We start from the raw sequence: 11884 nt of genomic DNA, 5'->3' as shown, positions 1-11884 counted from the left end.
GCTCAGGCCTCGTCGTGGCGGTCCGCCTCGTCGAGCTCACGCTCGATGCGCGAGATCAGCTCCGCGGTCATCGGGGGCAGCGGGCCGGTGTCCTGCAGCCCGGACAGCGCCGCGGGGGCCAGCAGCTCGTCGAGCACCTCTGCGCTGATCAGGCCCTCCCGCAGCACGAGGTCGCGGACGGAGCTGCCGCTCCCGAGGGCCTCCTTCGCCAGCCGCGTGGCGCGCGCGTACCCCAACACCGGCATCAGCGCCGTGACCACACCCACCGACTGGGCCACCTGCGCCCTGGTGCGCTCGGCGTTGGCGGTGATGCCGTCGATGCAGTTGATCCGCAGCGTCCGCGCCGCGCGCCGCAGCCACGTCGAGTTCTGCAGCAGCACGTGCGCCATCACCGGCTCAAACGCGTTGAGCTGCAGCTGGCCCGCCTCGGAGGCCATGGCGATCGTGACGTCCGAGCCGGCGATGACGAACGCCACCTGGTTGACCGCCTCCGGGATGACGGGGTTGACCTTGCCGGGCATGATCGAGCTGCCGGCCTGGACCGGGGGCAGGACGATCTCGCCGAGCCCGGCCTGAGGGCCGGAGCTGAGCAGCCGGAGGTCGTTGCAGATCTTGGAGAGCTTCATCGCCGAGCGCTTCATCACCGACGAGGTGGACATGAAGACGCCGGTGTCGCTGGTGGCCTCGATGAGGTCGTCGGCCAGGACGAGCTCGGGGAAGCCGGTGATCTCGCGCAGATGCCGGATCACGGCCGGCCCGTAGCCGGGCGGGGCGGTGATGCCCGTGCCGATGGCCGTGGCGCCCAGGTTGAGCTCCATCAGCAGCGGCCGCACGTCCTCCATCCGGTCGATGTCCTCGCCCAGCGTGGTGGAGAAGCCTCGGAACTCCTGGCCCAGCGTCATGGGCACCGCGTCCTGGAGCTGGGTGCGGCCCACCTTCAGCACCTCCCGGAACTCGCGGCCCTTGGCCGAGAAGGAATGCCTGAGCAGGCGCAGCTCGTCGGCGAGCTTGGTGAGCGACACGACGAGGCTGAGCTTCACGGCGGTGGGGTAGGTGTCGTTGGTGGACTGGGACTTGTTGACGTGGTCGTTGGGCGAGAGGAATCCGTAGTCGCCGAAGGGGCGGCCGGCCAGCTCGAGCGCCCGGTTGGCGATCACCTCGTTGACGTTCATGTTGGTGGAGGTCCCGGCACCGCCCTGGATCACGCCGACGATGAACTGGTCGTGCAGCCGGCCGTCGATGATGTCCTGGGCGGCGCGGTCGATGAGGTCCGCGAGCTCGTCCTCGAGCACGCCGATCTCGCGATTGGCGCGGGCCGCCGCCTGTTTCACCTGGGCGTAGGCGACGAGGAGGTCCGGGTAGACGCTGATCTCGCGGCGGCTGATCCTGAAGTTGTGCACGGCCCGCGCCGTGTTGATTCCCCAGTAGGCGTCGTCGGGGATCTCCATCTCTCCCAGTGAATCCCGCTCGATCCGCACCTCGATGTCCGTTCTGTCGGCTGAGGTTCACGCTACCGGCGCGGTTAGATAGGGGCATGGGTTTCGAGTTGATCGCCTGGGTTGCACTCCGCGATCCCGCCGGCCGCGTGCTCCTGGCACGGCGCGACGGGACGGACCGCGGCGACGGGCTGTGGAACCTTCCGGGCGGGCACGTGAACGACGGCGAGCCGATCGCCGTCGCGGCGGCGCGCGAGGCCTCCGAGGAGGTGGGGGCGCTGATTGATCCGCTGGCGCTGCGTCACGTCGGCGTGCAGCGGTTCGATCTCCCGTACCCCAGCGGTCGGGCGCGGGGGTTCAACTTTTTCTTCGAATCAGACGTCTGGCTGGGCGAGCTGGCTCCGGGTGAACTGACCTCCGAGCTGGGCTGGTTCGCCGTCGATGATCTGCCGCCCGACATCCTTCCGTGGCTTCCCGCCGCGCTCGCCGCGCACCTGGCGGAGGGTCGCTTCTGGGTGGAGTCGGTGGGCTAGAAGCCGACAGAGGCCGCTGCCTCGAACGCCATCCACGCCTGGAGCTGGGTGGCCAGCTCGACGGTGTGGGCGACCGGGCCCGTGCCATCAGGCGCGGTGTCGGCGGGGAAGAGCGTCACCGCTGTCCCCCGCCATCCACGAGTGTCGCGGCCCTGCCACAGCGCGTCTGCGAAGCCGTTGACAAGGCCGGATGCCTTCCTCCTGCTCTCCGCGGGGAGGCGGGTGTCGCCTGCCGCGAGCGCCAGGTAGCGCGTGAGGATGCCGGTGAACAGGCCTCCATCGCCGTCGCCGTGGGTTCTCAGGATCCGCGTCCCCGGGTGGGTCAGGTGCGTGGCCACGGCCTCGACGTGACTGGCCGCCTCGTCGAGCCTGCCCAGTTCCAGCATCGTGGCGAGCACGGGGCCCTGATTGTAGGTGAACACGTGCGGCACCATCGTCGGGCCGGCGGGCGTCAGGCGCAGGCCGTCCTGGAGGAGCCCGGTCCGGGGATCGGCGAGGTTGGCCCGGAGCCAGTCGTGGAGGCGGGAAGCCTCGTCGCGGTGGCCCGTGCGGGCCAGGTGCAGGGAGATGGGGCCTGTGGCGGCGGTGTTCTTGAAGTCGCGGTCCAGGCTCCAGAACGCGCCGCCGCCGAGGTCGTCGGTGAGCGCTTCGCGCAGCGCCCGATCCAGCGACGGCGTGCGCCGGCCGGCCCTGTGCGCCGCGAGCGCGAGCCAGGCCATGTCGTCGTAGAACCGGTTGGGGAGGCGGCCCCAGTTCCGTAGCCGAATCCCGCGGAGGTGGCGCCCGATCATGCGGCCGGGCACCGTGACGGAGCCGCGGGCGTGCGCGTCGACCATGCAGTCGAGGAGGTGCGCCTGCCACCAGTAGTGCCAGGGTCCGGGCCGGGGGCCTGGACGCGCGGTGACCGCCAGGTGGGTGCCCGGCAGTCCTAGCAGGCGCCGGCCGAAGAGAGTGAGGACCGAGCGCGCCGCCTCGTCAGCCCGTTCCACGGTCACGCCAGGCGCTGGAGGAACAGGGTCTCGGCGAGCGCGGCCCTGGCAAGGTCGCCGAGGTCCAGCGACTCGTCGATGCCGTGCATCCGCGACATCGGGTCCGTGACCGCAGTGACCAGGACGAGCGCGCCGGGGTTGCGGCTGGCGAACTCCGCGACGATCGGGATCGAGCCCCCGACCCCGATCTCCACGGGGGCCACCCCGAACGCCTCGGTGAACGCGTCGACGGCGGCGCGGGCGCGGTCGTCGTCGAGGGAGATGACGCTGCCGGCACCGTTCTGGCCTGCGGCGACCGTCACCTGGGCGCCCCACGGCGCATTGGTCAGGAGGTGGTGGCGGAGGGCGGCCTCGGCGGCGTCGGCGTCCTGGCCGGGGGCGAGCCGGACGCTGACCTTGGCACGGGCGGTGGGGATGAGCGTGTTGGAGGCGTCCTTGACGGGCGTGGCATCGATGGCCAGCACGGAGGCGGCGGGCCTGGTCCACATCCGGGCGGAGGCGGGGCCGTCGCCGATCCACCGCACGCCGTCGAGGATGCCGGTCTCGTCACGGAGGCGGTCCTCGTCGTAGTCGACGGCGGGGTCCGGGTTGCTGGTCAGGCCGGCGATGGCCACGTTGCCGCGATCGTCGTGCAGGGTGGCCAGCAGACGGCAGAGCGCGGTGAGCGCGTCAGGAACCACGCCGCCGAACTGGCCCGAGTGCAGGCCGGTGGTCAGCGTGGAGACGGTGACCTCGGCGTCCACCATTCCGCGCAGGGTGGTGGTGAAGGAGGGCTCGCCGACCTTCCAGTTGACCGAGTCCGCGATGACGAAGATGTCCGCGCCGAGGTCCTCGCCGTAGGTGTCGAGGATCTCGCCCATCGAGGGCGACCCGATCTCCTCCTCGCCCTCAATGAAGACCTTCACCCCCACCGGCGGCTTACCCTCGAACGCCCGGAGCGCGGCAAGGTGGACCGCGATGCCGCCCTTGTCGTCGGCGGATCCGCGGGCGTAGAGCCGGCCGTCGCGTTCGACGGGCGCGAAGGGCGCCGAGGTCCAGGCCGTCTCGTCGCCGGCGGGCTGCACGTCGTAGTGGGCGTAGAGCAGCACCGTCGGGGCGCCGGCGGGGGCCGGGTAGTGGCCGAAGACGGCGGGCTTGCCGGCCGGGACATGGAGCATCCGGACGTCTGGGCAGCCGGCCTCGCGCAGGAGGTCGGCCACGCCGTCGGCTGCGGAGAGGACGTTGTCGTCGTGCTCGGGCATCGACGAGATCGAGGGAATCATGATGAGTCGCTTGAGGTCGGTGAGGACGGCAGGGAGGACGTCGGTGACGCGATCGTTGAGGCTCATGGCTCCACCCTACCGAGGGGGTTGCGCGGCTAATGTTGATCCATGGTGCGCCGCTACCTCGCAGACCTGATCAGGGAAGGCCGCATCGAGTCCGTCCCGCCGGAGCCGGCCCAGGTGGCCATCCTGCGGGAACAGGCCGTCCGGCACCTGGCCAGTTCCCGGACGATCAGCGAGACGGATCCGGCGGGCGCGTTCTCGCTCGCCTACGACGCCATCCGCAAGGAACTCACCGCCCTGCTGCTGGACCACGGCTTCCGGGCCAGAAGCGCGGGAAGCCACACGGCCACAGGCCAGGCTGCGGCCATCCTGCTGCCCAAGTTCGACGCCGACGGCTTCGAGTGGCTGCGGACCGTGCGGATCGCCACCGAGTACGGCACCGACGGCCGCGGCACGGCGACACCCGCAGACCTCGAGCGGGCCTGGAGGTTCGCCGACGGCCTGGCTCAGCTCCTTGCGGCTACGCCATCGCGGCTGGGATCGGCGCCATCCATACGGATTCCGCCTCGCCCAGATCCACGGTGAACTGCCCCACGAACTCCATCTCCGGCTCGCCGGTGACCTCACCCAGCCGCGACACCACCACTCCGCGCTCCGCGCACAGGGCCTCGAACTCCGCGACACTCGAGCCCGGCAGCGACACCACCGCCCGGGCGGCGGATTCGGAGAACAGCGCGACGGTGGGGTCACCCTCGGGCAGCGTCACCGCGAAGCCGAGCCCGTTGCGGAAGGCCGATTCGGCCAGCGCGACGCCGAGGCCGCCCTCGCTCACGTCGTGCGCCGAGGACAACAGCCCGCGCCGGGCCGACTCACCCATCACCTCGGCCAGCGCCTTCTCAGCCGCGAGCACCACGGCCGGCGGCAGTCCGCCCAGGTGGCCGTCGTGCATTGCCGATGCCCAGATGGAGCCCGACAGCTCCTCCCGAGTCTCGCCCAGCAGGAGGATCGAATCCCCCGGATGGGTGAAGCCGGAGCGGATCCTGGTGGCCACGTCGTCGATCACGCCAAGCACGCCGACGGTGGGCGTCGGCAGGATCGGCGCGGTGGCGGTCTGGTTGTACAACGACACGTTGCCGCCGGTCACGGGCACGCCGAGCTCGCGGCAGCCGTCGACCAGGCCCAGCACGGCCTCGGCGAACTGCCACATCACCTCGGGGTCCTCGGGTGAGCCGAAGTTGAGGCAGTCGGTGATGGCCACAGGCTCGGCGCCGGTGACGGCCACGTTGCGGTAGGACTCGGCCAGGGACAGCTGCGCGCCCAGGTACGGGTTGAGGTAGGAGAAGCGCGAGTTGGCGTCCAGCGCCAGCGCAATGCCCAGCCCGGTCTCCTCGTCGATCCGCAGCATGCCGGAGTCCTCCGGCTGCGCGAGGACGGAGTTGCCGCGCACGTATCGGTCGTACTGCTCGGTGACCCAGGTCTTGTCCGCGATGTTCCCGTGACCCAGCACCGTGATCAGCGCGGCCTTCAGCGCCTCGGGCGAGTTGTCGCGGGGCAGGTCCTCGGCGCGGTTGGCGTTGACCTCATCGAGCCACTCGGGGCGGTGGTAGGGCCGGTTGTAGACGGGGCCCTCGTGCGCGACCGTCTTGGGGTCCACGTCGACAATGGTCTCGCCGTGCCACTGGATGATCAGGCGGTCGCCCTCGATGACCTCTCCGACGATGGTGGCCTGAACGTCCCACTTGGCGCAGATCTCCATGAACCGCTCGACGTTGGCGGGCTCGACCACCGCCATCATCCGCTCCTGGGACTCGCTCATGAGGATCTCCTCCGGCGCGAGGTTCGGGTCGCGGAGGGGGACGAGGTCCAGGTTGACGAACATGCCGCCGTCGCCGGCCGAGGCCAGCTCCGAGGTGGCGCAGGAGATGCCGGCCGCGCCGAAGTCCTGGATGCCGTTGATGATGTCGGCCTGGAAGAGCTCGAGGGTGCACTCGATGAGGAGCTTCTCCATGAATGGGTCGCCCACCTGGACGCTGGGCCGCTTGGCGGGGCCGTCCTCGTCGAAGGTCTCCGAGGCGAGGATGGAGGCGCCGCCGATGCCGTCGCCGCCGGTGGCCGCGCCGAACAGAATCACCTGGTTGCCGACGCCGGTGGCCTTGGCGAAGTGGAGGTCCTCGTGACGGAGCACGCCGACGCACAGCGCGTTGACGAGCGGGTTGCCGAGGTAGCTCTCGTGGAACTGCACCTCGCCGCCGATGTTGGGCAGCCCGAGGCAGTTGCCGTATCCGCCGACGCCGGCGACCACACCGGGAAGGACCCGGCGGGTGTCGGCCTCGTCGAGCGGGCCGAACCGCAGCGAGTCCATGACGCCGATGGGGCGGGCGCCCATGGCGAGGATGTCGCGGACGATGCCGCCCACCCCCGTGGCCGCGCCCTGGTAGGGCTCGACGAACGACGGGTGGTTGTGGGACTCGGCCTTGAACGTGACCGCGTAGCCCTGGCCGATGTCCACGACGCCTGCGTTGTCGCCGATGCCCGCGAGCAGCGGGCCCCTGGGGGTCTCCTGGCTGAGCTCGCCGAACCTGCGCAGGTGCACCTTGGAGGACTTGTACGAGCAGTGCTCGGACCACATCACCGAGTACATGGCCAGCTCGGCGGAGGTGGGCCGACGGCCCAGGATCTCGCGGATCTGCGCGTATTCGTCGTCCTTCACGCCGAGCGCGGCGTAGGGCTGCTCGACGTCGGGGGTCTGGGCTGCGTGCTCAACGGTGTCTGCCACGGGGTCAATCTACCGCCGCGACGCGCGGCGCGGGGACCGCTCGGGCGTTGGCGGACCGCACATGCGCCGCGACCTCAGCCTCGTAGACCTCCTCCCGGACCAGCCGCCGCAGCGCATCCGGGGCGTCCGGGTGCTCGCGCAGCCAGCGGTGGCCCGCCTCGACGCCGTCGACGGGGAATCCCCCCTGCACCAGCCGCATCGCGATCTCGATCGGGTGGTCGCGCCACACCTCGGTCAGGTGCTCGAAGTATCGCCCCGCGAACCTCGCGCGCAGCGCGTCCTGCCCGGGTGCGCCGAAACCGTCCATGAGGGCGTCGACTGCGTCGTTGGTCTCCCCGTCGACGGTGTGGGCGCGCCGCCAGGCCGCCTCTTTCACGGCCGGGTCCGGCCGCGACATCGTCGCCTTCAGATGGGCCATCTGCCCGGTGGCCGTTTCGTCGGCGGCCAGCGCTGCCGCCAGCTCCGCGTCCGAGGCGCTCCCCTGCGCGGCCAGTGACTGCCATCCCAGCCACGCCACGTCGACGGACACCTCAAGGCCGGGCATCCCGCCGTCGAGCACCCAGCGGACGTCCTGAGGCGCCAGCGCGGCGGCCCTCAGGTAGGCCTTCGTCCACAACAGCTGCTCGGCGGAACCCGGGACCGCCGCCAGCGCCGCCCCGCGACACCCGTCGCGCCACAACCCTGCCGCGACGCCGTCGGCCGCGTACCGGTCCACCGCTGTGAGGGCCCTCCCCTGCAGCGAGGCCAGCACCCCGGACTGCGGCTCCTTGGCGCGCAGCACCGAGTCGACGAAGTCCGCGGGAGCCAGCAGGCCCGCCCGCACATCACCCCACAGCGCCGTCCACACCACCGCGCGCGCCAGCGGCTCCAGGTCCGCCACGTGCGCCAGCAGCACGTCACGACTCCGGGCGTCCAGCTCGACGCGGGCGAACGTCTGGTCCGTGTGGTTGATCAGCACGGCGTCGGGCACGGGCAGCCCGTCGGCCTCGGGGATGCGCACCTCCGCGGCCTCGATCCGCACGTCGAAGGCGTGTTCCAGCCGCAGGCGATCCCCGTGCAGCCGGTAGAGGCCGACGGTGGTGGCGTGGCGGCGCTCGGCCTTCGGGTCGCCGGCCCCGTAGAAGTCGCGCCGCACCCGCAGCCCGGTCAGGTAGCCGCCGTGAACGTCCCAGTGCGCGCTCAACCGGTCGTGGCCGGCCGACTCCAGCCAGGCCTCAACCCAGCCGCGCAGGTCGCGGTCGGTCTCAGCGTCGAGGGCGGCGATGAAGTCCGGCAGCGTCGCGGAGTCGAAGGCGTGGGCGCGGAAGTATCGACGGCACCCCGCCAGGAACGCCTCGATCCCCACGTAGTGCACGAGCTGGGTCAGAGCGGAGGCGCCCTTGGAGTAGGTGATCCGGTCGAAGTTCGTCTTGGCCGCTTCGAGGTCGGGGATGTCGGCGACGACCGGGTGCGTGGTCGGCATCGAATCGGCCAGGTAGCCGCCCACCTTCCGCGACGTGGCGAAGTTCACCCAGCCGTCGGCGAAACCGCACGCCTCGACGGAGATGTGGGTGCCCATGAACTCGGCGAAGCTCTCCTTCAACCAGAGGTCGCCCCACCAGCGGGGGGTGACCAGATCGCCGAACCACATGTGGCTCATCTCGTGCACCAGGGTGTTGGCGCGGCCCTGCAGCTGCGCGGGTGTCGCGGGCGAGCGGAAGAGGTACTGCTCGGTGAAGGTGACCAGGCCGGGGTTCTCCATGGCCCCGAGGTTGTATTCGGGCACGAAGATCTGGTCGTACTTCCTGCCCCAGGGATAGTCGCCGAAGTTGGCGGTCAGCCAGTCCAGGCCCGCCCTGGTCAGCCGGAACAGCTCCTCCGAATCCAGGTACCGGGCCAGGCTCTGCCGGCACATGAGCCCCAGCTCTATGCCCTGCCACGTGTCGACGACGCGGTGGTAGGGCCCGGCGGCCAGGCATGTGATGTAGGTCGACAGGGTGTGGGTAGGCGCGAACTCGACCCGCACCACGCCGTCGGTCACAGTCTCCCGGCGGGCCTCCGGCTGGTTGGAGCCCAGCCACCAGCCCTCCTGACCGGTCAGAGAGAACGAGAAGGGCGCCCGGATGTCGGGCTGGTCGAGGTTGGGGAACACTCGCCGCGCATCGGCCGGCTCGTACTGGGTGTAGAGGTAGGTCTGGCCGTCGGCCGGGTCGACGAAGCGGTGCAGCCCCTCACCCGTGCGCGAGTACCGGCCGCGCGCGTGCACGGTGACCGTGCAGCGGCGACGGGGTAGGCCGGCGAGCCGGATCCGGGCACCGTCGTACTCCACGGGCAGCTCCACCCCGTCGACGAGGAGTGCGTCGACCTCGCCGATGAAGTCCAGCCAGGTCTCCTTCGACCGGCTGGTGAGCGTGATCGACGACGTGACCGGGAAGGTGTGCGCCGCCGCGCTCGCGGCGTCGCGGACGTCGACGTCGACGCGGTAGTCATGGACGCGCACGTGGCGCGCGCGGTTGGCGGTCTCGGCCTGGGTGAGGTTCGCGGACGGCATGGGCCCCATCCAAGCACGAGACCCGCCCCCGCGAGGGAGGCGGACGTAGTCAGACGCGGGCGGAGAGGAACTGCAGGACGGACTCGAAGAACGTGACCCCGTCGAGCGTGGGGCTGGTCAGCGCCTCGACGTTGTGCTCGGGGTGCGGCATCAGGCCGACGACGTTGCCACGCTCGTTGGTGATGCCCGCGATGTCGTTGGCCGACCCGTTGGGGTTGTCCAGGTAGCGGAACACCACCTGATCGTTGCCCTCCAGCTTGCGCAGCGTCTCCGGGGAGGCCTGGTAGTTGCCCTCGCCGTTCTTCAGGGCGATGGTGATCTCATCGCCCTTGGTGAACGCGCAGGTCCACGTGGTGTCGATGGTCTCCACCCGCAGGCGGACGTCGCGGCAGATGAAGTGCTGGCCCTCGTTGCGGATCATCGCGCCCTCAAGCAGGTGCGCCTCGCACAGGAGCTGGAAGCCGTTGCAGATGCCGAGCACCGGCATGCCGGCATTGGCGGCGTCGATGACGGTGCCCATCACGGGGCTGAACCGCGCGATGGCGCCGCAGCGCAGGTAGTCGCCGTAGGAGAAGCCGCCGGGCAGGATGATGGCGTCCACGCCGTCGATGGAGTCCGACCCGTGCCACAGCGGCACGGCCTCGCTCCCCGTCAGCCGGACGGCGCGCAGCGCATCATGGTCGTCCAGCGACCCCGGGAACGTGACGACGCCGATGCGCGGCATCAGTCGGCCACCACATCGAAGGACTCGATGACGGTGTTGGCGAGCAGCTTCTCCGCCGCCTCGCCGATCTGGGCCAGCACCTCGGGCGTGACCTCGCCGTCGACCTGGATCTCGAACCGCTTGCCCTGGCGGACGGTGAGCCCGTCGAAGCCCAGCCGCTTGAGGGCGCCCGTGACGGCCTTCCCCTGCGGATCCAGGATCTCGGGCTTCGGCATGACGTTGACGACGACGCGTGGCATGGCACGGATCCTAGCGGACCTCCCCCGGCCGGCCGTGACTCCGGCCACCCTCGGACTGATCAGGATCCGGCGAGGGCGGCCTCCACGCAGGCCCGGATGTCGCCCGCGGCCGCCCCCAATCGCTGCGCATCTGTCACGAACCGGGCCGCGAGCGAGGCCAGCGCCTCGCCCGAGGGCTGTGGCGCGCCGACCACGACGGTGCCTTGCCCCCGGCGGCTGGCTATCAGGCCCTCGCCCTCCAGCTCCCGGTACGTGCGCATCACCGTGCCGGGGGCCAGGCCCAGGTCCTTGGCCAGCTGCCGCACGGTGGGCAGCCTCGTGCCCACGCTCACGGCCCCAGCGCGGATGAGCACCGCCAGCTGCCGGCGCAGCTGTTCGTAGGGCGGGGTGGGATCCGCCGAGTCGACGCGCAACGCGACCGTCATCGCCCGCCCCCGTCGCGGGGAACCAGGAGCACGACGGCTGACCCGAGGAGTCCGACCAGGGCACCCACGGCCACAATGAGGCTGACCGCACCGGACGCGGTCGCGAGCGGCACCGGACCCAGCTCCAGCAGATCCATCCCCGAGACCAGCGTGACGGCAAGGGCCGATCCGCTCACGCCGACCCCGACGGCGGCCACGATCCCCTCCACGGTGATCCGACGCAGGGCGTCGTCCACCCGGACCAGTTCTGGGTCCGCACCGTTGCGCGGCCGGCGCACCGTCAGGACGAGCCCGAGCACCGCCAGCGCGAGGAGGAGCGCGAGGGCGAGACCGACCCATGAGGTGTAGAAGCTCCCGGGGAACGGGGTGCGGGCTGCTCCGTAGGTCCCTGACTGCGCGCCCTCCCCCTCGATCCACCACACCGACACGGCGCGCCCGGCGCGACCCATGTCGTCGGGAGACGCGGCGAGGGTCGAGAACAGGACGGCCGTGAGGAGCAGGGCCAGCAGGCACACCGTCCACCTGGTCAGGGCCGGCGGCAGGTAGCTGCGCAGTTGCCGGCGCTCGAGACCGGCGCTGCCGGTGACCCGCGCCGCCCGGTAGGCGCTCTGCTGACCGACGACGATGGCCGCGACCACGACGACCGCGGCCAGCAGGGGTGCGGCGAAGGTGAGCGGCCGGAGGTGACCCCACGCCAGGGCGGCCGCCCCGGCCACCCCGCCGACGGCCAGCCCGATGCCCCGGTAGCGGATCGTGGCACGCCGGAGCGATCGCAGGCCTGGGTAGATCGTCTCGTCGAAGGCGAGGGAGCGCGCCCGACGCCCACCGGCCAGGAGCGCTGCGGCGCCGACGATGATGGTGGCCAGCGGCAGGAACACCAGTGAGACCAATCCCGAGATGACCATTGCTTCTCCTTGTGTCAGATAAGTGATACAAACGTAACGACCCGGTTCTCTTGTGTCAAGCC

11 protein-coding genes are annotated in these 11884 nt (G+C 71.0%); 2 read left to right on the top strand and 9 right to left on the bottom strand.

The window, feature by feature from the left end; genetic code table 11:
• Positions 1-2: 2 nt before the first annotated feature.
• Positions 3-1478, bottom strand: a complete 1476-nt coding sequence (locus tag ACZK39_RS12630; RefSeq protein WP_463613510.1) for an aspartate ammonia-lyase — start codon at positions 1476-1478, stop codon at positions 3-5.
• A gap of 56 nt (positions 1479-1534) precedes the next feature.
• Here ACZK39_RS12630 and ACZK39_RS12625 point away from each other — a divergent pair, with 56 nt between their 5' ends.
• Positions 1535-1969, top strand: coding sequence for an NUDIX domain-containing protein (locus ACZK39_RS12625; RefSeq protein WP_463613509.1), 435 nt, complete (start codon positions 1535-1537; stop codon positions 1967-1969).
• Here ACZK39_RS12625 and ACZK39_RS12620 read toward each other — a convergent pair.
• Both ACZK39_RS12620 and ACZK39_RS12615 read right to left on the bottom strand, forming a co-directional pair.
• Complete coding sequence (locus ACZK39_RS12620) at positions 1966-2964, bottom strand: glycoside hydrolase family 76 protein (protein ID WP_463613508.1); 999 nt, start codon at positions 2962-2964, stop codon at positions 1966-1968. The genes ACZK39_RS12625 and ACZK39_RS12620 overlap by 4 nt on opposite strands.
• Entirely contained in the window at positions 2961-4286 is a 1326-nt protein-coding gene (locus ACZK39_RS12615) for a dipeptidase (RefSeq protein ID WP_463613507.1), read from the bottom strand. The genes ACZK39_RS12620 and ACZK39_RS12615 overlap by 4 nt, the downstream gene beginning before the upstream one ends.
• Before the next feature lie 42 nt (positions 4287-4328).
• On the opposite strand from ACZK39_RS12615, the gene ACZK39_RS12610 reads away from it, so the two are divergent.
• Positions 4329-4808 carry a hypothetical protein gene (locus ACZK39_RS12610; protein ID WP_459056274.1) on the top strand — a complete coding sequence of 160 codons (480 nt, stop codon included), beginning with the start codon at positions 4329-4331 and terminating at the stop codon, positions 4806-4808.
• On the opposite strand, the gene purL is transcribed toward ACZK39_RS12610, so the two are convergent.
• The 6 genes from purL to ACZK39_RS12580 are packed head-to-tail and all read right to left on the bottom strand — an operon-like array spanning position 4744 to position 11822.
• A complete protein-coding gene (gene purL, locus ACZK39_RS12605) occupies positions 4744-6999 on the bottom strand; it encodes a phosphoribosylformylglycinamidine synthase subunit PurL (protein WP_459056273.1) in 2256 nt (751 codons plus the stop codon). The two genes, ACZK39_RS12610 and purL, sit on opposite strands and share 65 nt — an antisense overlap.
• A 4-nt stretch (positions 7000-7003) precedes the next feature.
• A complete protein-coding gene (gene pepN / locus ACZK39_RS12600; RefSeq protein ID WP_463613506.1) occupies positions 7004-9529 on the bottom strand; it encodes an aminopeptidase N in 2526 nt (841 codons plus the stop codon).
• A 49-nt stretch (positions 9530-9578) separates the two neighbouring features.
• A complete protein-coding gene (gene purQ / locus ACZK39_RS12595) occupies positions 9579-10253 on the bottom strand; it encodes a phosphoribosylformylglycinamidine synthase subunit PurQ (protein WP_463613505.1) in 675 nt (224 codons plus the stop codon).
• Complete coding sequence (gene purS, locus ACZK39_RS12590) at positions 10253-10492, bottom strand: phosphoribosylformylglycinamidine synthase subunit PurS (RefSeq protein WP_182782233.1); 240 nt, start codon at positions 10490-10492, stop codon at positions 10253-10255. Before purS ends, purQ begins: the two co-directional genes overlap by 1 nt.
• A gap of 59 nt (positions 10493-10551) precedes the next feature.
• Positions 10552-10917 (bottom strand): GntR family transcriptional regulator, encoded by a 366-nt coding sequence (locus ACZK39_RS12585; protein ID WP_182782232.1) that lies wholly within the window; start codon positions 10915-10917, stop codon positions 10552-10554.
• Positions 10914-11822 (bottom strand): hypothetical protein, encoded by a 909-nt coding sequence (locus ACZK39_RS12580; protein ID WP_463613504.1) that lies wholly within the window; start codon positions 11820-11822, stop codon positions 10914-10916. The genes ACZK39_RS12585 and ACZK39_RS12580 overlap by 4 nt, the downstream gene beginning before the upstream one ends.
• Positions 11823-11884 lie beyond the last annotated feature (62 nt).

Source organism: Tessaracoccus luoxuelianae (assembly GCF_055326245.1).
Note: the sequence above shows the minus strand (reverse complement) of the source record. Positions and strands in the feature narration are given on the sequence as shown.

Excerpts from the sequence above, each read along its gene's own strand:
- ACZK39_RS12625 (WP_463613509.1), top strand. The coding sequence starts at position 1,535 with ATGGGTTTCGAGTTGATCGCCTGGGTTGCACTCCGCGATCCCGCCGGC.
- ACZK39_RS12615 (WP_463613507.1), bottom strand. The coding sequence starts at position 4,286 with ATGAGCCTCAACGATCGCGTCACCGACGTCCTCCCTGCCGTCCTCACC.
- ACZK39_RS12610 (WP_459056274.1), top strand. The coding sequence starts at position 4,329 with ATGGTGCGCCGCTACCTCGCAGACCTGATCAGGGAAGGCCGCATCGAG.
- pepN (WP_463613506.1), bottom strand. The coding sequence starts at position 9,529 with ATGCCGTCCGCGAACCTCACCCAGGCCGAGACCGCCAACCGCGCGCGC.
- purQ (WP_463613505.1), bottom strand. The coding sequence starts at position 10,253 with ATGCCGCGCATCGGCGTCGTCACGTTCCCGGGGTCGCTGGACGACCAT.
- purS (WP_182782233.1), bottom strand. The coding sequence starts at position 10,492 with ATGCCACGCGTCGTCGTCAACGTCATGCCGAAGCCCGAGATCCTGGAT.
- ACZK39_RS12585 (WP_182782232.1), bottom strand. The coding sequence starts at position 10,917 with ATGACGGTCGCGTTGCGCGTCGACTCGGCGGATCCCACCCCGCCCTAC.
- ACZK39_RS12580 (WP_463613504.1), bottom strand. The coding sequence starts at position 11,822 with ATGGTCATCTCGGGATTGGTCTCACTGGTGTTCCTGCCGCTGGCCACC.